The 19,840-nt window shown below is 64.1% G+C and carries 22 protein-coding genes; 21 read left to right on the forward strand and 1 reads right to left on the reverse strand.

The window, feature by feature from the left end; genetic code table 11:
- The first annotated feature begins 48 nt into the window (after positions 1-48).
- From MESOP_RS18520 to MESOP_RS18595, 17 genes are all read left to right on the forward strand, one after another.
- A complete protein-coding gene (locus MESOP_RS18520; RefSeq protein WP_013894866.1) occupies positions 49-669 on the forward strand; it encodes a hypothetical protein in 621 nt (206 codons plus the stop codon).
- Between the two features lie 26 nt (positions 670-695).
- On the forward strand, positions 696-824 hold the full coding sequence (locus MESOP_RS36585) for a hypothetical protein (RefSeq protein ID WP_280739546.1): 129 nt from the start codon (positions 696-698) through the stop codon (positions 822-824).
- Complete coding sequence (locus MESOP_RS18525; protein WP_013894868.1) at positions 825-2,816, forward strand: phage terminase large subunit family protein; 1,992 nt, start codon at positions 825-827, stop codon at positions 2,814-2,816.
- Entirely contained in the window at positions 2,813-3,034 is a 222-nt protein-coding gene (locus MESOP_RS18530; protein WP_013894869.1) for a phage head-tail joining protein, read from the forward strand. The genes MESOP_RS18525 and MESOP_RS18530 overlap by 4 nt, the downstream gene beginning before the upstream one ends.
- Positions 3,034-4,578 (forward strand): phage portal protein, encoded by a 1,545-nt coding sequence (locus MESOP_RS18535; protein WP_013894870.1) that lies wholly within the window; start codon positions 3,034-3,036, stop codon positions 4,576-4,578. The genes MESOP_RS18530 and MESOP_RS18535 overlap by 1 nt, the downstream gene beginning before the upstream one ends.
- On the forward strand, positions 4,568-5,476 hold the full coding sequence (locus tag MESOP_RS18540; protein ID WP_013894871.1) for a S49 family peptidase: 909 nt from the start codon (positions 4,568-4,570) through the stop codon (positions 5,474-5,476). The genes MESOP_RS18535 and MESOP_RS18540 overlap by 11 nt, the downstream gene beginning before the upstream one ends.
- An 83-nt stretch (positions 5,477-5,559) precedes the next feature.
- Positions 5,560-6,045: a hypothetical protein gene (locus MESOP_RS18545; RefSeq protein ID WP_013894872.1), complete on the forward strand. Its 486-nt coding sequence runs from the start codon at positions 5,560-5,562 to the stop codon at positions 6,043-6,045.
- A gap of 60 nt (positions 6,046-6,105) precedes the next feature.
- A complete protein-coding gene (locus MESOP_RS18550) occupies positions 6,106-6,435 on the forward strand; it encodes a head decoration protein (protein ID WP_013894873.1) in 330 nt (109 codons plus the stop codon).
- A 62-nt stretch (positions 6,436-6,497) separates the two neighbouring features.
- Positions 6,498-7,523 (forward strand): major capsid protein, encoded by a 1,026-nt coding sequence (locus tag MESOP_RS18555; protein ID WP_013894874.1) that lies wholly within the window; start codon positions 6,498-6,500, stop codon positions 7,521-7,523.
- 4 nt (positions 7,524-7,527) lie between these two features.
- Complete coding sequence (locus MESOP_RS33025) at positions 7,528-10,374, forward strand: methyltransferase domain-containing protein (protein ID WP_013894875.1); 2,847 nt, start codon at positions 7,528-7,530, stop codon at positions 10,372-10,374.
- 211 nt (positions 10,375-10,585) lie between these two features.
- Positions 10,586-11,239, forward strand: a complete 654-nt coding sequence (locus tag MESOP_RS18570) for an FkbM family methyltransferase (protein ID WP_013894877.1) — start codon at positions 10,586-10,588, stop codon at positions 11,237-11,239.
- Position 11,240: 1 nt separating this feature from the next.
- Positions 11,241-11,615, forward strand: coding sequence for a hypothetical protein (locus MESOP_RS18575; RefSeq protein ID WP_013894878.1), 375 nt, complete (start codon positions 11,241-11,243; stop codon positions 11,613-11,615).
- Complete coding sequence (locus tag MESOP_RS18580) at positions 11,615-12,061, forward strand: hypothetical protein (protein WP_013894879.1); 447 nt, start codon at positions 11,615-11,617, stop codon at positions 12,059-12,061. Before MESOP_RS18575 ends, MESOP_RS18580 begins: the two co-directional genes overlap by 1 nt.
- A 123-nt stretch (positions 12,062-12,184) precedes the next feature.
- The gene (locus MESOP_RS18585; RefSeq protein WP_013894880.1) at positions 12,185-12,712 is read left to right on the forward strand and encodes a hypothetical protein; all 528 of its coding nucleotides are present in this window, start codon (positions 12,185-12,187) and stop codon (positions 12,710-12,712) included.
- On the forward strand, positions 12,709-13,197 hold the full coding sequence (locus MESOP_RS18590; RefSeq protein WP_013894881.1) for a phage pre-tape measure protein: 489 nt from the start codon (positions 12,709-12,711) through the stop codon (positions 13,195-13,197). The genes MESOP_RS18585 and MESOP_RS18590 overlap by 4 nt, the downstream gene beginning before the upstream one ends.
- The gene (locus tag MESOP_RS35705) at positions 13,197-13,340 is read left to right on the forward strand and encodes a hypothetical protein (RefSeq protein ID WP_013894882.1); all 144 of its coding nucleotides are present in this window, start codon (positions 13,197-13,199) and stop codon (positions 13,338-13,340) included. The genes MESOP_RS18590 and MESOP_RS35705 overlap by 1 nt, the downstream gene beginning before the upstream one ends.
- Positions 13,337-13,945, forward strand: coding sequence for a DUF6441 family protein (locus tag MESOP_RS18595; protein ID WP_013894883.1), 609 nt, complete (start codon positions 13,337-13,339; stop codon positions 13,943-13,945). Before MESOP_RS35705 ends, MESOP_RS18595 begins: the two co-directional genes overlap by 4 nt.
- Positions 13,946-13,956: 11 nt before the next feature.
- Here MESOP_RS18595 and MESOP_RS18600 read toward each other — a convergent pair whose 3' ends face one another.
- On the reverse strand, positions 13,957-14,286 hold the full coding sequence (locus MESOP_RS18600) for a hypothetical protein (protein WP_013894884.1): 330 nt from the start codon (positions 14,284-14,286) through the stop codon (positions 13,957-13,959).
- 64 nt (positions 14,287-14,350) lie between these two features.
- On the opposite strand from MESOP_RS18600, the gene MESOP_RS18605 reads away from it, so the two are divergent.
- From MESOP_RS18605 to MESOP_RS18615, 4 genes are read left to right on the forward strand one after another with little or no spacing between them, the layout of a single operon-like run.
- Positions 14,351-17,452: a phage tail tape measure protein gene (locus MESOP_RS18605; protein WP_013894885.1), complete on the forward strand. Its 3,102-nt coding sequence runs from the start codon at positions 14,351-14,353 to the stop codon at positions 17,450-17,452.
- Positions 17,449-17,895, forward strand: a complete 447-nt coding sequence (locus tag MESOP_RS18610; protein ID WP_013894886.1) for a hypothetical protein — start codon at positions 17,449-17,451, stop codon at positions 17,893-17,895. The genes MESOP_RS18605 and MESOP_RS18610 overlap by 4 nt, the downstream gene beginning before the upstream one ends.
- Entirely contained in the window at positions 17,896-18,072 is a 177-nt protein-coding gene (locus MESOP_RS35710) for a hypothetical protein (RefSeq protein ID WP_013894887.1), read from the forward strand.
- Complete coding sequence (locus MESOP_RS18615) at positions 18,072-19,838, forward strand: hypothetical protein (RefSeq protein ID WP_013894888.1); 1,767 nt, start codon at positions 18,072-18,074, stop codon at positions 19,836-19,838. The genes MESOP_RS35710 and MESOP_RS18615 overlap by 1 nt, the downstream gene beginning before the upstream one ends.
- Positions 19,839-19,840 lie beyond the last annotated feature (2 nt).

The raw sequence follows: 19,840 nt of genomic DNA on the forward strand, positions 1-19,840 counted from the left end.
TTCGGAGCCTAAAGAGGCGCCTAAACAGCAGCCTAAAGAGCGCTAAACATGCAGACCCTGTCGAAGGGCGACTTCGCGGCGCACATTGGCGTGAGCGCCGGGCGGGTCAGCCAGTACATAGCGGCCGGCATGATCGGTCCCGACGCCCTGGACGGGCAGGGCCGCAACGCCAAGGTGATCGTTGCCAGGGCGGTCGAGCAGATCCGCGCCAAGCGCGACATCGGCCAGGCGCTGGGCAACGGCATCTCGACGCGGCTGGAGCTTGAGCCCGACGATCAGCCGGAACCGTCTCGCCCACCGGCCGACGCACCGCTGCGCACACCGAACGTTGACGACGAGCTCAAGCAGCAGCGGCTCGAGGCCGAGCGCCGCCGCAACCGCATCGCCGCCCAGGAAGAGGCGCTGCGCTCCGGACGCCTGATCGATGCCGGCCAGGTACGCGCCGAGATGACCAAGCTGGCGCAGGCGATCGATGACGAGAACGCCGGCATGCTGACCGACTTCGCCACCGCGGTGGCTGCCGAATACCACATGCCGCAGCGCGACGTGCTGCACCTGTTGCGCCGGATCCGCAACGAGAAGAAGGCGAGCGCCGCAGAACGTGCCCGCCGCCGCGCCGGCAGCCTGCCGGAATTCGTCGAGACGATCATTGAGGAGACAGCAGCCTGATGCCTGGCTTCGGATCTAGCGAGTTCGTGAACCTTCGCCCTCGCGCCGAGGCCTGGATGGCGCACTACGTCCGCAAGGGCTGTCATCCCGTCAAGGCCGATAGCGTCGCCTGGGCCAAGGTGCGCAAGAGCCATACCTGGCCGCCGCAGGCCTGAATGACCGCCCACTTCGTCCAGGTCGCCAACGCCGAGCGCATCGCGGCCGACGTGCTGGCCGAGGTGATGACGCCGCCGCCGCCGGTCGATTATCTGCGCTGGGCGGAAGACAACATCGTCTTCACGCAGCGCGAAAGCCCGCTGCCCGGCCCATACAACCGGGACCTGTTCTTCTACTTCGACGAGATCCTGCGGGCGCTGTCGCCCGACGATCCCTGCCGCGTCGTCAGCGTCCACAAGTCGGCGCAGCTCGGCGGCACGGTGCTGGCCAACATCTTCACCGGCGGCTCGCTCGCCATGGACCCCGGCGACTTCCTCTACGTCCATCCGACCGAGAACAACGCCCAGCGCTGGTCGAAGATGAAGCTGGTGCCGATGCTGAAGGGCACTACGGCGCTCGCCAGACTGTTCCCGATGAAGGCCCGCGACGGCTCCGATTCGGTGCTCTACAAGGAGCGCATCGACGGCAAGGGCGCCATCCAGATCTCCGGCGCCAACTCGCCGGCGTCACTCTCCCAGGTGACGATGAAGCGGCAGGTCCAGGACGACCTCGCCAAATGGGAAATGAACAATGCAGGCGACCCGGAGACGCAGGCCGACAGCCGCAGCCAGGCGCATGAGTTCGCGAAAATCCTGAAGGTGTCGACGCCGCTCGTCGACCCGGGCTGCCGCATTACGAAGAATTTCGAGGACGGGAGCCAGGAAAAGCTCTGGTTGCCGTGCCCGCACTGCGGCCATCCGCAGACGCTGGAATGGGAAAATTTCCTCGCCAACCTCGACGAGGAAAAGCCGGAAAACTCGCATTTCTCCTGCCCCGAATGCGGCGGTGTCATCGAGGAGCACCACCGCCCGGCGATGTTTCGCGCCGCTCGCGAACTGGAAAAGCAGGGCATCGAGGCCTGGCGCGCCGAGAACGCCAAGGCCAAGCGCTTCCACCGCTCGTTCCACCTGTGGTCGGCCTATTCGCTGCTGCAATCCTTCGAGCGCATCGCCCGCTCTTGGATCAATGCCCGAGGCGACCCGGCCTCGGAACAGACGTTCTTCAACGACGTCGTCGGCCGCGCCTACAAGACGCTCGGCGAGGCGCCGCCCTGGGAAGCGTTGCGCGACCGGGCGGCACAGTCGCCCTATCCGCGCAAGACGATCCCGGTCGGCTTCCCGCTGGTCACCGTCGGCGTCGACTGCCAGGGCGACCGCATCGAATACCAGGTGGTGGCCTGGGGCAGGGACTATCGCCGCGCCGTCGTCGACTATGGCGTGTTCCCCGGCCACATCTCGTCGAAGGAATGCTGGGCGTTTCTCGACGCGCTGGTCAAGCAGGAGTTCGTCAACGGCTATGGCCGCCGCATCGGCATCGACATGCTGGGCATCGACGGCAATGCCTGGACCGAGGACGTCTGGGGCTGGGCAAAGCGGCACCTGGCCTCGAAGGTCATCATGCTGCGCGGCGTCGGCTCGGAATCGGCGCCGCTGCTGGCCAGGGTGAAGAAGGAACGCAGCCGCTCCGGCAAGCTGCTCTCCTACTCCAAGCGGTTCTACAATTTCGCGACGTCGGTCCTGAAGATGGGCCTCTACCGCAACCTGGTGAAGGACGATCCGCTGGAGCGCGGCTACATCGCCCTGCCGCGCGGCCTCGACGACGAGTATTTCAAGCAGCTGACCGCCGAGACAAGGCGCGCCAAGCGGCTGAAGACCGGCTTCATCGCCTATGAATGGGTCAAGGATCCGGCGCAGGCGAATGAGGGCCTCGACACGCATCTGCAGGCGGAAGCCGCTGCAATAAAGCTCGGCATCCGCGTTATGCCCGATGCGGCCTGGGACAAATACGAGGCCGACCGCGAACGGCCGCCGGCGGCACAGCAGTACGATCTCGAGGATCTGATGGCGCCCGGCCTGCCGGACCTTCCGCCTCCGCCGCCGAAACCGAAGCCAGCCGCGCCTGCGCCGATCGCCACGCGTCGCATCGTCAGAACCATCCGGAGAACGCAATGAGCATCGCGACCAGCGAATTGCAGGCCATGCTGGACACGCTGCGCCGCGCCCGTTCTTCCGGCGTGCTGATGATCCGGCACGGCGACGAGCGCGTCGACTACAAGTCCGACGCCGACATGCAGGCAGCCGAAAACGCGCTGGAAAAGCAGATCGCGCTCGCCAACGGCACCAGCCGGCCGCGCCTGCGCCGGGCCTATCAGTCGTCGAAGGGGCTTTGATGAACGCCGTGCAGAAGCCGCGCTACCGCATCGCTGTCGGCGCCGAAGGCCTGGTCGGCACGCCGCGGCTGATGAAGCCGCAGCAGATGCAGGCCTTCGACGCCGGCCAGTCCGGTCGCCGCATGAAGGCGCTGCCGACAGCGGTGCAGGACATCAACATGCTGATGCGGTCCTATGGCCGCACCGTGGTGGCGCGCTCGCGCTATCTCGCCCGCAACAACCCGCAGATCTCGTCCGCCAAGCGCTCCTACATCGCGGCGCTGATCGGCGACGGCATCAAGCCGTCGTCACTGATCACCGATCCCGCGCTGCGCGACCTGATCATGCAGGCATGGCTGGAATGGACGGACGAGAGCGACGCCGACGGGCTGACCGATTTCTACGGCCAGCAGTCGATCATCGGCGGCGAGATGTTCGATGCCGGCGAATGCTTCGTCCGCTTCCGGCCGCGCCTGCCGGAGGACGGCCTTTCGGTGCCTCTGCAACTGCAATTGCTGCCGTCGGAAATGCTCAACCATGCCGACAATCTCAACCTCCCCAACGGGTTGATCGTGCGCAACGGCGTCGTCTTCAGCCCGATCAACAAGCGTCTCGGCTATCGCTTCTATCGCGAGCGGCCCGGCGACATAAACTTCACCGGCGAGATCACCACCGTGCCGGCTTCCGAGGTGATGCACGTCTTCCGGCAGCTCGAGGCCGGCCAGGTCAGGGGCATCCCGCACACGCTTTCGGCGATACTGCGCGCGGCAAAGCTAGACAATTACGACGACAACGAGTCCGAGCGAAAGGCATTCGCCTCGGCCTTCAACGCCTTCATCACCAAGCCGCTTCCGGAAGATGCGGACCCGGTCCTGGCCACCGGCGAGACGGAAGCCGCGGCCGCCGGCGTCGACCAGGGGTTGGCCTTCGAGCCGGGCTCGGTGGTGACGCTGGCCGATGGCGAAGAGATCACCATTTCCGAACCGGCCGATGTCGGCGGCAATTACGAGGCCTATCAGTATCGCGCCAACCTACAGGTCTCGGCCGGCGCCGGCGTGCCGTATGCCGACATGACCGGCGATCTGCGCCAGGCCTCTTACGGCTCGCAGCGCGCCGGCATGTTGAAATTCCGCCGCGAGATCGGCGCCACGCAGAACCATTCGCTGATTTTCCAGCTCTGCCGTCGGGTCTGGCAGCGCTGGCTGGGTGACGCGGTGCTGGTCGGCGCGGTGCCGATCGCACCATCTGCCTATGTCGGCTCCGAGCCGTCGTTCCAGAAGGCCAAGTATATCCCGCCGAAATGGGACTGGATCGACCCGCTCAAGGATCTGCAGGCCGAAAAGCTGGCGGTCGATGCCGGCTTCAAGTCGCGCTCGGACGTCGTCGAGGCGATGGGCGTCGATCCCGAGGAAAACGACAAGCGCATCGCCGCCGACCGGCAACGCGAACAGAAGCTGATCCGCATGCCAAGCGCTTTTGCGCCAGCCTCCCCGCAAAAGCCCAACAATGCGGACACGCCGCCACCCCCGGATCAGCCGCCAGGAGCACCCCAAAATGGCGCATGAAATCGACCGCGTGCTGCGCGCCTTCGCCAGCGACGCCTGGTTCATCGATCCGCGCAAGGCCGACCAGCTGGCGGCGATGCTACTGTTCCGCAACCAGAACGGCCCGCGCAGCGAGCCGTTTCGCGCCGCGCCCGCCGACCGGCCGGCGTCGCTCGACCAGCGCGGCAGCGTCGCCGTGCTGCGCATCGTCGGGCCGATCCTGCCGCGCGCCGAAGCCGTCGTCGACGTGTCGCAGCCGGCGGCGCTGATGACCGACTTCCGCCGCGCCTTCAGCCAGGTCGCCAACGATGCAGGCGTCTCGGCGATCGTCATCGACATCGATTCGCCCGGGGGGCGCGTCGACCTGGTCCCGGAAACCGCCGCCATGATCCGCTCGGCCCGCCGCGACGGCCGGCCGATTGTCGCCGTCGCCAACACCATCGCGCTGTCGGCCGCCTACTGGATCGCCAGCGCCGCAGACGAGATCGTCGTTTCGCCCTCCGGCGCCGTCGGCTCGATCGGCGTCTACACCGTGCATGAAGACATGTCGGCCGCGCTCGAGGCCGAGGGCGTCAAGGTGACGATGATCTCGGCCGGCCCGCGCAAGGTCGAGGGCAATCCGTTCCAGCCGCTCGACGAGGCTGGCCTTGCGTCGCTGCTCGGCAACGTCACCACCTTCTACGGCATGTTCGCCGGCGATGTCGCCAAGGGCCGTGGGGTGCCGGTGTCGGTGGTCAAGGCCGACCCGGAATCCAGCGACAAGAATTTCGGCGGTGGCCGCGCGGTGCTCGCCCAGGAAGCGCTGAAGCTCGGCATGGTCGACCGTGTCGCGACGCTGGAAGAGACCGTCGCCAGGCTGGCCAAGGGCGGCAAGCGCTCCGGCATGTCGGCCTCGGCGACGCAGCGCCAGTTCATCTGACCGTTTCGGCCGTCGGCGCTCCGGGCGCGGTACGGCATCACGAACGTATCGCATCCCGGACAATTGTGGAAAGGACCGCAGACATGAAGAAAGTGCTTATGGCGCTGCTCGACAAGAGGCGCGCGCTGAAGACGGAATCAGACGCTATCAACTCCGCGATCGAAAAGGCGGACGGAGAAATTACCGCCGAACAGGAAGTGCGGCTAAAGGCGCTGCACGAGGATGGCGGCAAGGTCGTCGCCGACCTCGAAGCATTCGCAGGCACCCTGCCGGATGATCCGGAGAAGGCCAAGGCCGACGCGGTTGCCGCGGCGGTGACCCTGGCGATCACGGCGACCCGCGAAGCCGATGCCAACATCGCCGCCGCCTGCCATCTGGCCGGCCAGTCGGTGAAAGCCTCGGGCTTCATCAAGGACGGCAAGCCGCACGCCGAAGTCGTGGCCACGCTGCTCGCCGGCAGGGTCGACGGCTCCGGCCGCGAGATCAAGCCGCAAAGCACCGGCGGCAATGCCGGCGACGGCAACGCCTGGGACAAGACCATCGACAAGATCAACGCCCGCTTCAAATAGCCGGCCCGATCTTCAACCGCGCCGCTGGCGGCGCTCCTCTCAATCAAAGGAAATTCCCCCATGACCGCTCTCAACGAAGCCCGTCACACGGCTGAATTCATTATCTCGGAAGACGACGGCCACATCTCGCGCGAAAGCCTTCCCGCCGGCGGCACGCTGAAGGCCGGCGAGGTCGTCAAGATCACCTCCAACGCGCTGGTCTCCTACAACGGCACCGGCACCGTCGTCGGCGTTGCCATCAACGCCGCCGAAGACGGCGACCTGGTCGCCTATGTCGCCCGTCTGGCCGAGGTCAACGGCAACATGCTGACCTCGACCGAGGCCACCGACGGCCTGCTCGATGCCGGCGCGCTCGCCGGCCTCGCCACGCTGCACATCATCGTCCGCTGACAGCGGGCATTCTTTCCCCACAACCGCCCGCTTGAAGAGCGGCGATCCGAAGGAACACCATCATGCCCATGCTCGACATCTTCAATGACGATGCCTTCAGCGTCGTCTCGCTCACCGATTCCATCAACAAGCTGAAGTTCGTGCCCGGCCGCCTCGGCCAGCTCGGCCTGTTCCAGGAAAGCGGCGTGACCACGACGACGGTCGCCATCGAGGAGCGCGACGGCGTCCTCAAGCTGATCGCGCCGACGGCGCGCGGCGGCCCTGGCACCACGCTCGACAAGACGCTGCGCAGCGCCCGTCCGTTCCTCGTGCCGCATTTCGAGATCAACGACGCCGTCTATGCCGAGGAAGTTCAGAACGTCCGCGCCTGGGGCTCGATGACCGAACTCGACACGGTGATGGGCAAGGTCGGCGAGCGGCTGACCACGCACACGCAGTCGATGGAAGCGACCATCGAATACGCCCGCATCGGCGCCATCAAGGGCATCGTCACCTATGCCGATTCGACGACGCTCAACCTGTTCACCGAATTCGGCGTGTCGCAGGAAGCCGAGGTCGCTTTCGACCTGGCCAACGCCAATCCGGCATCCGGCGTGCTGCGCAAGAAATGCGCTGGCATCATCCGCACCATTGCCAACAATCTCGCGGGCACGGTGTTTTCCAGCGTGCGCGCCGAATGCGGCGACGCCTTCTTCGACGATTTGATCGCGCATCCGGAAGTCCGCGCTTCTTATCTCGCCCAGGCGGAAGCCTCGCAGCTGCGCAGCGGCTATGTCTCCGGCGGCCAGTCGTTTGGCATTTTCGAGTTCGGCGGCATCACATGGGAAAACTATCGCGGCCAGGTCGACGCCACCGCCTTCGTCAACACCGACAAGTGCCATCTCTTCCCGGTCGGCGTGCCCAACCTGTTCCGCTCCTATTTCGCGCCGGGCGACTATATGGAAACCGTCAACACCATCGGCCAGCGCATGTACGCCAAGCAATATCTGATGGACAACGGCAAGGGCGTCAACCTCGACAGCCAGTCGAACATCCTGTCGATCTGCACACGGCCGAAGACCCTGATGCAGGGCAAGCGCACCGCCTGATCCAATGTCGGCGAAACTCTGGTCCGTCCCGCCGCTGTGGCGGGGCGAGACCGTCTTCATCCTGGCCGGCGGCGCGTCGGTCCTCGGCCAGGATCTCTCGGCTCTCGCGGGCAGCCATGTCATCGCCATCAATTCGGCCTGGCGGACATACCCTCATGCCGATGTGCTGTTCTTCGCCGACAGCCGATGGTGGACGAAGTTCCATCCGGATTTCGCCGGGCTGATCGTCACCACATGTGAATGGTCGGACAAGCGCATCAGGAACCTGAAGAAGATCGCGCCTGGCAAGGGTCTTGCGGAAAGCCCTGACCGGCTGGCGCTTCAGACGACCAGCGTCACCGGCGCCATCAATCTGGCGGTGCATTTCGGCGCCGCGAGGATCGTCCTGCTCGGCGTCGACGGGCAGATCGTGCAAGGCCGCAGGCATCATCACGACGAGGCCTATCCATGGCCGCTGGTGAAGGGCTGCTTCGACAAGCACGCCGCCGAATTCAAAGCGATCGCCCCGTCGCTGGCAAAGCTTGGCGTCGAGGTCATCAACGCCAACCCGAACAGCGCGATAGACGTCTGGCCGAAACTGTCTTTTGGAGATGTGGTTTCCATGCTGCAACGCCTGCCCCTAAAGCCTTCGCTCGTCGTCATGAGCATGTACGGCATGGGGGACTGCATCCATGAGCGCGCGGTCGTGCGCGAACTGATGAAGACGAACGACGTCGAGCTCCAGACCTATTACACGTCGATGTTCCATGACCTGGAAGCCGAAGGGCTGCGGGTCACGATGGTCGATCGGCCGAACCTTCCGCCGCGCATCCGCGATGCCGGCAACGCCGCGCAACCCGTGTCGCGAGCGCAGGCGGCGCCGGCGAAGCTGAGGCCGCACGACATCAAGATCGGCTATGACCATGCCCAGACAAAGCGGCACGGCACACTACTCGACGGCATGTTCGGTTCTGTCGGGATGCAGGTTCCCGAGCGGCCGGATTTCAGCCTTCCCGTCAAGCCGGAGTGGCGCGACAGGGCGCGCAAGCTGGTTCAAGAGGCGGTGAACGCCGAAGGCGCGAACAGGGAAGCAAAGGAATCATCCATGGCGAAGCCGTGGATGATCTATCGGCCGATCGTCATCAATGCGACTTGGCCATGCCCATCGCGCTCGCCGGATCCTGAAGCCTATGCGGCGCTCTATCGCTCGATCAAGGATCGGTTCTTCACCGTCTCGGTCTGCGACCTGACGCAAAAGGGCGAGGAGATCGTCGGCGAGGAACAGGATGCCGACCTGAAACTGCACCGCGGCGAGGCCGATTTCGAGACGCTGGCCGGGCTGTTCGCCGAGGCTGCGCTTGTCTTTGGCAATGCCGGGTTCACGCCGATCATGGCGCAGGCGGTGGGGACACCGAACATCTGCGTCTATGGCGGCAATGAAAGCTACCGCTTCACCAACGTCTGCGGCGCGCACCTGGCGCCGACGCTGCCGATCGAACCGGTCAAGCCGTGCGAGTGTTTCGACCGCCACCACAAATGCGACAAGACCATCGACCTGGCCAAGGCTGTGCCGCTGGTCGAGACCTTCGCAATCGAGCACGGCGCGACACCGCGCATCCTTGTGTTCGGCACGACCTATGTCGACACGCCGGACAAGGCAAAGCTCGCCGAACAATGGCAGGCGCTGCACGAGGATCTCAACCCCGGCGCTCATTTGTTGCTGGTCGACAGCGCATCACCGGAATGGTGGTGCGAGGATGGTTCGCCGAAGCCCGACGACACGATGCCCGGCTGCCAGATCTATTCGTTTCCCGACAACATCGGCCACCTCGCGCGCGGCGGGAAGGACGGCTGGGGCAGGGCCTTCTGCAAGGGCCTGGAGATGGCGATCGACGGCCAATACGATTACGTTGTCCACATCGAAGGCGACAGCCTGTTTTCCAAGCCGGTGCTGCCGATCATCCGCAAGATGATGGCAGGTGGCGTTCCCGCTGCATCAGTCCCGGTCGCGGGCACGAAGCGGAATGAACACGGCTGGGTCGAGACCGGCCTGATGTTCTTCAGCGTCGACTATCTGTGGCAGACGAAGTTCATCGAGCGCTACGACTGGTGGAACCGCACCAGGAGCCCGACGCCGGAAAAGGTCATCTTCGACCTGATCGGCGAAGACCTGCGCATGCTGCCGCTCAAGGCCGAGCGCGGCGACAGGGGGCAGATCACAGCGGAAAACGCGGCCGGCCTCGACTGGATCACGCATTGCGCGCCGGAAGCGCTGGACGCTTTCGTTGAATTCGCCATGCCGCCGGAGCCGGTCGAGGCCGAAACCCCGGCCGCGCCTGATGTGCCGCTGGTCAAGCTCAACTTCGGCTGCGGCACCAATAAGCTGGACGGCTGGCAGAATTTCGACGCCGAGATCGACATCACCAGGCCGCTGCCGTTCCCCGAAAACCATGCCGATTTCATCTATGCCGAGCATGTCGTCGAGCACGTCGACTACACCCAGGCCCTGAAATTCTTCGCCGAATGCCGGCGGGTGCTGAAGCCAGGCGGCGTCATCCGCATCTGTGTCCCGAGCCTGGAAAACATCCGCCTGCGCGGCGACCAGGCGTATTTCGACTTCACGCGCAAATGGGGACCGTCTGCCGATATGCGCGGCGCCATGCATGCCATCATCTTCGCCCACGGCCACAAGGCGATCTGGTCGCAAGGCCTGCTCGAGGCCTGTCTGTATTTCGCGGGCTTCGAGGATGTCGTGCCAGCCGAACAGCATTGCTCCAGCCATGCGGGCCTGATCGATGTCGAAGGCCACCACCGCGTCATCGGCGAAAAGTTCAACTGGATCGAAAGCGCGATTGCCGAGGGGCGGAAATGATCTTTGGAATTATGGGTCTGGTCGGGTGTTGGATGCTTGGCTGTTCGCTCTCATCCGGCGCGCTCGCGCGCCTCGGAGCGGCAAATCCGCAAACAATTGGTGATTGCTTTTCCGGCGACTACTGGCTCGATTTGTGGTGCATCTTTCTGTGGCCGCTATTCTGGCCCTGCTGGTTTGCGTATCTGCTCGCGCGCGGCGCGGTAGTCTCCAAATGACCGGCCACCGCGATCAATGGTTCGGCGGTCGCACCTATGCGCAGCATGGCGACGATCTCGCCGTGCTGAACATCTTCCATAGGCTCGGCATCGAAAAACCGTCCTATCTCGACGTCGGCGCCTATCATCCGTTCACGCTGTCGAACACCGCGCTGCTCTACGAGCGTGGTTCGCGCGGCATCAATGTCGAGCCGAACGAGACTCTATTCGCGGAATTTGTGAAGGCGCGGCCGGAAGATGCCAACATCCTTTCCGGCGTCGCGCCGATCTGCGGCCGGCTGCCGTTCCATCACGTCGCCGCCGACCCTGGTCGTTTCACCTTCGACCTGGCGACCGCGAAAACGCTGGGCATTGTGCATAGCGTCGACATGCCGGTGATGACGCTCAACCAGATCGTCGACTGCTGGTGCAAAGGCATCTGGCCGGACCTGCTCACCATCGACATCGAAGGCCTAGACATCGACGTGTTGCAGGATGCCGACTTCGGCGACAATCCGCCGCGTGTCGTCATCGTCGAGGCCGACAATGGCAGCGGCGACACCAGCCACGAACTCGACGCGCTGATGCATGCCAAGGGCTTCACGCTGCATTCCTGGTGCGGCTCGAACATGATCTTCGTGCGCGTCGCCGACGCAGACAGGATCTGGTGAGATGTACGATCTGTCGCTGCTTTATGGTCCGATGTTCGGCTCTGTCGGCTTCGGCGTTCCGGCCGTCCTGACGCTCGCCGGCACCGATGGCGCGGTGATCGACATCGGCGCCGACGGCGGCCCGCTGCAAGCGATCGACAAGACATCCGGCATGGCGGTCGGCGGTGGCGGCCGCTTCGCCTCCGCCATCGAGACGGTCGAGCCGGTCGCCATCCTGCGCGCGCCGGACCTGGCCGGCATCGATCTTGAGAATCTGCGCGGTGCAACGCTGCGCTTCAACGACAAGGACTGGAACGTCCGCAACCACGCGCTCAAGACGTCGCCACGGGGCGAAGCCTATGGCGAGGTGCTGTTGATGCTCACGGAGAAGGCTTGATGGATACCCGAGAAGCCATCCTTGCCCGCCTGGTGGTCATCGCTGGCGACGTGACAGGAATAAAGAAGGTGTTCCGCAACGAGCTCGCGACCAACGAAACCGATCTGCCGGCGATCATCGTGCTCGATGCCAATGAAAAGGCAGACCCGACCGATCCGGAAGGCCGGGGACCGAAGGCGCCGCGCCGCATGATCATGATGCCGCAACTGCTCATCATGCTCCCCGAGGCCAGCAGTGCGGTGGGAACCGCCCTGAATGGATTCCGCGCTCTGCTGATCGATGCCGTTGCCAATGACGATACGCTTGTCGGTTTGACGACCAACCGTCAGGGCGCCCGACTTGCGGCATCGGAAACCCAGCTCGCCTGGGGCCGCTCGATGCTGGGCGAAATGGGTATCCCCTTCGCCATTCCGTACATCCTTTTCCCCGGATCGATCGCCGGCTGATCAACACCGTTTCCGCGCCGTCCCAAATCGTCGGACGCCTGTCCACGCGGCGCCTTTGTCGTTCTCAACCGCCCATTTTCCCCGCGTGATTGGGACGGGCACTTCACCGAAAGGACCGCCTAAATGTCCGCTTCCCCGAGCACCAACAATTACCGCATCCCGGCGGCGACGCTGGCCATCAAGTTTCCCGACGATGGCGATTATGTCGACGCCGGCAACCTGGTCGACTTCGTCTACACGCCGACGGTGACTAAGAAAGAGCATTTCTCGGCTCGCACCGGCCTGCGCGCCAAGGACAAGACCGTCGTCACCGAAGTCGCTGCCGCGATCAAGTTCACGGTCGACGAGGCCACGGCGCGCAATCTTTCGATGTTCCTGCTCGGCGACGCCAGCACCGACACCGACGGCAATCTGGTCATCACGCCGCTGTCCAACCCGAACCTGACCGCCGACATCAAGGTGACCGGCGTCAACTCGGTCGGCCCGATGATCGATTTCGAGGCCAACGTGACCTTCTCGCCGTCGGGAGATCTCAACCTGATGGCCGACAATGACGATTGGGCGCAGATCCCGCTCGATGCCGACGTCAACAAGTCGGACGGCAAGTTCGGTGTCTTCACCATTCGCCAGCAGGATGGGGTGACCGCTTGAGCGACGACCTTCTCGACCTTGCCCCGGCGGCGGAAGTCGTGCCGATCCGGGGCAAGAAGCTGTCGGTCAGCGGCATCTCGTCGAAGGGCATCATCGCCCTGCTGCGCCGTTTCCCGGCCATGTCCGACATCTTCACCGGCGAAAGCAGCGCCTCCAATGTCGAAAAACTGGCCGGCCTGGTTGTCGCCATCGGCGGCGATCTCGTCGGCGCCATCATCGCGGCCGGGCTCGGCTATCCCGGCGACGAGAAGCGCGAAAAGGTGGCGGCGGACCTTGTCGCCGGCGAACAGTTCGACCTGGTCGAGGCGATCGTGCGCGTCACCTTCCCAAACGGCCTAGCCCCTCTCGTCGAAAAGGTAAGGGCCATGAGGGGCGACGCCGCCATCAATCCGACGCTGGCGAAGATGCCGCCAGTGCAACCGATAAAATTGCGCAAGCGATCATCTACCTCGCCGGAAAGAACGTCGGCACAGTCCACGAATTGATGGGCTGGACGCCGCGGCAACTGGCGGCGGCGAAGAACGTGCGCCGCAAGCTCGATGCCGAGGAATTCGCCGCCGCCGCCATCGCCGCACAGGGATCGCGCAAGGCCGTCGTGCAAACAGTCGAGGACATGTCTGGCGAATGAGCGGTCTTTTGATCTTCCTTGAAGCCGCCTCTGGCCAGTTCGACAAGGCCATGGAGGATGCAACCAGCGACGTGAAGAAAGCGTCGATGGGCGCCGCGCACAAGGCCGCGGACATCATGAAACGCGACGGCCGCGCCGATATCGCAGCCGCCGGTTTCGGCCCAAAATGGCAGAACGCGCTCAGGGTTGTCGTCTATCCCAAGAACGCGGAATCCATCCAACCGACGATCCAGACCTATCACAAGATCGGCTATTCCGAGATTTTCGAGGAAGGCGGATCGATCTTCGGCAAGCCGTTGCTGTGGCTGCCGATCGAAAAGAACCTGCCGACACGGCAGGGACTTCACCGGGTGACGCCATCCTTCTATGTCAAGAACATCGGGCCGCTGTTTCCGATCTACAGGGCAGGGAAGGCGCCCTTGCTGGCGGCCAGGGTGAAAACCGGCCGTCGCAACAAGCAGGGCGTGGCGGAGATGGAAACGGTGCCGATGTTTGTCGGCATCGACGAGGTCACGCTAAAGGATCGGTTTCACATTCGCGAGATTGCGGACCAGGTGGCCGACCAGTTGCCCGGAATATTCGCGGCGGAGTTCGACGGCGGCTAAGCATCTCGGGCTTATTTACCCAACCGCTTGCGCGCCGCGTTCTGTTGCTCGAAACAGAAGAGAACCATCTGCCAATTGTAGCCGCGCTGCAATTGCCAGTCATTCGCGCACTGCAGCATTACGTCCTTCTCGGCCCCGGCCAATGGCTGGCTGATATACCTTGACACTGTCGCGGCGGCGCCTTGCTGCTGCTGGATGCAGAACTCCTGCATCTGGTAGTTGTTCGGCCAATCATCGGCGCAGTTGGCCCGCACGTCATCGCTGCCGCCCGAGATGGCCTTCTGTGTCGGCAGCAAGGCAACAAAAGCGGCCGCCATTACCTTTGTCCAGAACCTGATCATTTGAAATTCCCCCTGCATTGCTTAGCGAAGCAGGGTTTTTCGGCTTTGTCCACTGAGGCGCAGCATGGCAACCACTCGCAACGCGATCAACGTGCTGATCAAGCTTCTCGGCGGCGCCGAGATGACGGCCGAGCTGAAGCAGCTCGGCACGTCGGGCGAAGCCGCGATCAAGAAGATCGACACCGCTGCCAAGGGCGTATCGCTGGCCAATCTCGGCAACGCCGTCAATGCCTTCGGCCGCGACCTGACGACTGTGGCCGAGCGCACCGCGCTCGCCATCTCCGGCATCGCCGCCGGCGTCTCGGCGGTCGCTCCCGTCATCCTGCTGCTGGCGAAGTCCGGCGCGGAGGCCGCTCAGCAAGCCAAGGAGGCCGCGCAATCGACGGGCCTGCAGGTGGAAGCCTACCAGAAACTGGCCTTCGCGGCCGGTGAGGCGAATGTCAGCCAGGCCAATTTCAACATCGCGATGAATGCTTTCAACAAGCAGATCGTCAAGACCGCCGACGAGACGGTGAAAAGCGCCGGCAAGATGAGCACCGCGCTGAAGCGGTTCGGCGCCGACGGCAAGCAAACCGCCGCTGACATCACGCAGGGCGCTGGCTACACGGTCCAGGCGTTCAAGGATATCAACGTCGAGGTGACGCGCTTCGGCGCGGCCGCGTCCAAGGTCAAGGCCGGCACGGTACAGGCGAAGACCGGATTCGATGACCTTGGCATCAAGGTCAAGGACGCCAGCGGGAAATTAAAGGATGGCGAGAAGCTTCTGCTTGAGGTGGCGAACGCCTTTCAGAAAATGCCTGACGGGGCGCGCAAGTCCGCCATCGCGCTCAAGCTGTTCGGCCTCGAAGGGGCGAAGCTAATCCCGTTCCTCAACGAGGGGGCAAAGGGCATCCAGGCGCTGGAGGACGAGGCCGCCCGGCTCGGCATCGTCTTCAGCGACGAGCAGATCAAGGCCGCCGAGGCCTTCAACACCGCGCTCGACGATCTGAAGAAGACCACCGGCGGCGTGCTGCGCCAGATCGGGCTGATCTTCGCGCCGGCGCTGACAGCCGGGGCGAATGCCTTCAAGGAGGCGATCGCGCGCAACCGTGCCGCCATCCTTGATTTCGTCAAGAACGGCGTTCAGGCCGCAACGGTCTTCGTCAAGGATTTCTTCGCTACGCTTGCCGGCCGCGATGCCGATGTGACCAGCAACAAATGGCTGATCACCTGGCGCGACAACATCGTCGGCTTCGGCCAGGATTTCGAACATGTCGCCTCCGGCGTCGTTATCCCGGCAATGGCGAAACTGCGCGCCGCGGCCGATCTCACCATCACCGCGATCAATGGCATTTTCGGCACCAACATCACCTCGGGTGAGGTGCTGATCGGTGCCACGATCTTCAAGCTGATTGGCGGATTCGGCCTGCTTCGCTCGTCGATCCTGCTCGTCGTCGAGGCGATTTCCTTCCTCAGCACAGCGTTGCTGGCCACCCCGGCCGGCCGGGTGATCCTGGCCATCGCCGCGGCCTTGGAGATTGTGATTGCTGTTTGGGAACGGGAACGGGCCAGGCAGCAGGCGTGGATCAGTTCGACCGACGCCCACACAAAAGCTCTCAATGAGCTGAAGGCCGCTATCGATGCCGTTAAGGCGGGCGTCCCGGGTGCCGAGGAAAATCTCAAGCGCCTGGCGCAGGCGCACCTCGATTCCGCGCGCGCGGCGCTGGAGGATGCCAAGGCGCAGGTCGCGCAGCAACAGCAAATCGTCGACGCCATGAAGGCCGGCGGCGATTTCGCCGCACCGCTGGGTGCCGATATCGACACCCAGACCGAAGCGTTGCTGCGGGCAAACATCAATCTCGCCAAGCGCACCCGAGAGCTCGACGACGTCCAGAAGACGCTCGATGGCAAAGTCGTCGGCAACATCGAGGATATTCGCACCAAGGCGGATGCGAGCGCGACGGGTCTCCAGAATGCCGCGACCAGCGTCAAGGATCTCGGCAATGTCTCCGACACCGCCGCGGCCAAGGTCGAAAACCTCGATCATCAGATCACGGTTATTCGCGGCGGCGGTTCGGGTGGCCAGATCACAAAGGAAGTCTTCGACGTCGTCGATGGCGTTGCCCGTCGCGCAGACCAGTCGAAGGCGGCGCTGGATGGCGTGGCCGCCAGCGCGCAAGCAGCCGGCGACCATGTCCGCACCGTCGCCAACGAGGTGGCCAGTTCCGTCGCCGCTGTTCCTGACGCGATCAAATCGGATGCCGCGTCGCGGGCTGTCGACAGCGTCGTGTCGGACGTTCAGAAGATCAAGCCGGCGGCCGACGAGGCGGCGACTGGCCTCAAGGACGCCTTCAATCCAGATGGTGATGTCGCCGGCGGTCTCAACTCCGCCATCTCCGATGGTGTCGACGGCGTCGTCACCAACCTAAGCAAACTGGCACCTGCGGCGGATGACGCCGTCGGCGGTCTCAATAGCGCGCTGTCAGGCATCGATACCAGTGGTGCCGAACAGGCCGCCACGGCCTTGGTCACACCTTTCCAAGGCCTGCCCGGCACAATCGGATCGATTCTCGGTGGGATCAACAGCCTGATCCAGGGCGGATTTGCGAGCCTGTCGTCGATCGTCACCAGCCTGGCGGCGCAGATCAATTCGCAGATTGCCAGTATCCTGTCGGCGCTGCGTGAGGCTGCCGCTGCTGCACAGGCCTTGCGGTCGCAGGCGGCATCTTCGTCCTCCTCCTCATCCGGCGGCGGTTCGCAAGGCGGGTTTGCGTCTGGCGGCCATGTGCTTGGCGCTGGCGGGCCAAAGAGCGACAGCATCCTGGCTATGCTCTCCAATGGCGAGTTCGTCATTCAGGCGGCTGCAGTGAAACGGTTCGGCGTCGGGTTCCTGAACGCCATCAACAACGGCGTGCTGCCGTCGATCAATTCGCTCAAGGGCTTCAACATCGGCGGTATTGTCGAGAGCTTCAATCGCTCGATGTCCATTCCTCGCCTTGCTACGGGCGGCATGGTGCCGATCCCGGCCGGTCGCGGCGGCTCATCGGGCCGGCCACTGTTCCTGCAACTGCCCGACGGCAGCACGGCGCGCGGCACGATCGAGGAAAGTGCGGTGTCGCAGTTGCAGCGCTTCGCCATCCAGGCCGGCCTGCTCTCCACCGGCCGCAAGCCGAGGCGCGGCAAATGACCGACCTCACCCTGCTGCGCCTCGATCCGATCGGCGTGCCGCCCTATTCGGCACGCGGCATCACGCAATCGCTCGATCCGATCGACGGCGCCGCCCAGCTCGCGCGCACCGTCAACGGCGTGCTGATCGACCTGTCGGACCCGGCCTTTCGCAAATACAAGTCGACGATCGCCTGCACCGATCAGGATCAGCCCGCGCTCGATGGCGTCTGGCCGGGCGATGTCCTCACCGTCGATTGCGTGCAGGAACTGTCCTACCGGACCATGGGCGGCTCACCGGCGCGCACGGTGGCCTCGACCACGGATGACCCGGCCACGCGCACCGAAGGCGATTTCACCTTCTACCGGCCGCGCCTGACCATGATGGTGGTCGGCTACTCCAAAACCTTCGACGAATGGGGAGCCGAAAGCGGCTGGAGCATGGATTTAGAGGAGGTCGGCTGAATGGAGCGGAAAGACATTAGGATCGATTTTATCGACGATGACGGCATCGCCTATGGCAAGCAAACAACCCGCGTCGAAAACCCCGACGACCCGGAACAGTACGTCCTTGTCGAGAGGCGCATCGCCATCTTGCCAGGCGGTTTGGTCTTTGATGCCCCATATGGCGCGCCGCACTGATGTTTTACTTCGCCTGGGTCAACGCCACCGACACCATCTTCGGTTCCGAGCATGAGGTCGAGGACGAACAGGTCCTGTCGATCGCGCTCGAGCAGAAGGAGGGCGAGCTCGCGTCACTGTCGATATCAGTGCGCAACCCGCGCACTGGCCTTTTGGCACCAGGCCGCAAGCAATGGATGTGGCTGTCCTGGTTCGACGCCGCCAACCCGACAGCCGGCGCGCAAGCCCTGTTCTTCGGCCGCATCGTCGGCGTTCCCTCCGAGCCGCAAGGCAATGCGGTGACGCTGCAGTTCATCGCTCGGCCGGCCGACTATGACGCGCAGAAGCTGGCGCTCGCCGAGACGCTGAAGGTCGCGCCCTATTGGGATCCGATGTGGATACAGCCGGACAGCCGCGACGATCCCGACACCGTGCTGGAGGCGCGCACGCAGCTTTACCATACCGACCGCGTCAGCCATGAGGTGACGGTGTCCGACATGCTGATCGGCGAGGATGGCCTCCTGGATTTCGGCGGCGATTTCCTGGCCGACTCCTTCGACATCGCTTTTTCCAGCCCCCCGGTGCGCACCGTCACGGTCGAGGCTTCGGTGAAATGGGACCAGATCGCCACCGGTGTCGTCGACATCACCAAGCCGCTGCTCGATGCGTTCCGTGCCGCCGGCAGCGGCTCGAAATCGAATATCCGCACGCTGACCGGCGATGGGTTGATGCTCGACTGGCCGGTCGAGGAAAAGAACATCGGCGGCGGCTGGGCCTGGGGGCCTTGCAAGGCGACGCGGTCGGATGGCACCGTGGTGCCGCAGGATTATTCGACGGTCATCATGACCAACGGCAACGGCCAGTTTCCGATCTGGACCATCAAGCCGCTGCTGCAGGCCGCCTATGACGTGTCCCGCCCGAAGGAAGAGGTGTTGTCCTTCACGCTGGAGGCCGACGTCCAGGCGCTGCTGACCGAGCCCGGCGACGAGGAAGTGATCGCCATCAAGGCGTCGGGAAATGCCGACGAACTGGTCGACCCTGCCGATACCGATCATCCCGCCGGCACCGCGCCGATCGGCGATGTCAGGCGCCGCGCCTATTTCCCAACCGAGCGCGGCCTGCGCAGCCTCGACTATCTGATCGCGCTGGCCCGCGGCAACATCCTCGAGCGCTCGCGCGCGGTCGAGGTGACGGTCTCATTGAACAGTTTCGCCGCCGGCGTCGATCTGACCTGCCGCAAGAATGCGCGCATCGTCCATGCGCTCATTCCTGGCGGCGAGGCTACCGGCAAGATCATCGGCTATTCGCTCACCGCCGATGGCGGGAAACTGCTGGCCACGGTGACCATCGGCTGCACGATCGGCAAGGGCAACACGGTGACGATTTCGACCGGCACGCCCGACTATGTCGAGGACGGCTATGTCGACGCCGGCTACCAGACCTATACCGGGCAGACGTTGATGCCGATCGCGGGCGCGGTCACCTACGGCGATTTCTCCAACATTCCGCCGGTCGATGACGGTGTCGATTTCTTCGACATGCGCCCGGCCGACATGGTCGAGCAGATCACCATCATCAACCCGCTGCCGACGCAGCAGGAAGTGCTCGATGCCTTCAAGCCGGATCTCCAGGCGGCGATCGATGCGCTCAACCAGGTCTTTACCGAAGTCGATGGCGATTTGAAGAAATTGACCATCGGCCGCGATGACCCGCCGTTTCTGACGCTTTACCCGATCACGGTCAGCCAGTTGATGGTGCCGAAGACGATCAACCTCGAGGCAGCTTGATC

The organism is Mesorhizobium opportunistum WSM2075 (assembly GCF_000176035.2).
GTDB classification, from domain to species: domain Bacteria; phylum Pseudomonadota; class Alphaproteobacteria; order Rhizobiales; family Rhizobiaceae; genus Mesorhizobium; species Mesorhizobium opportunistum.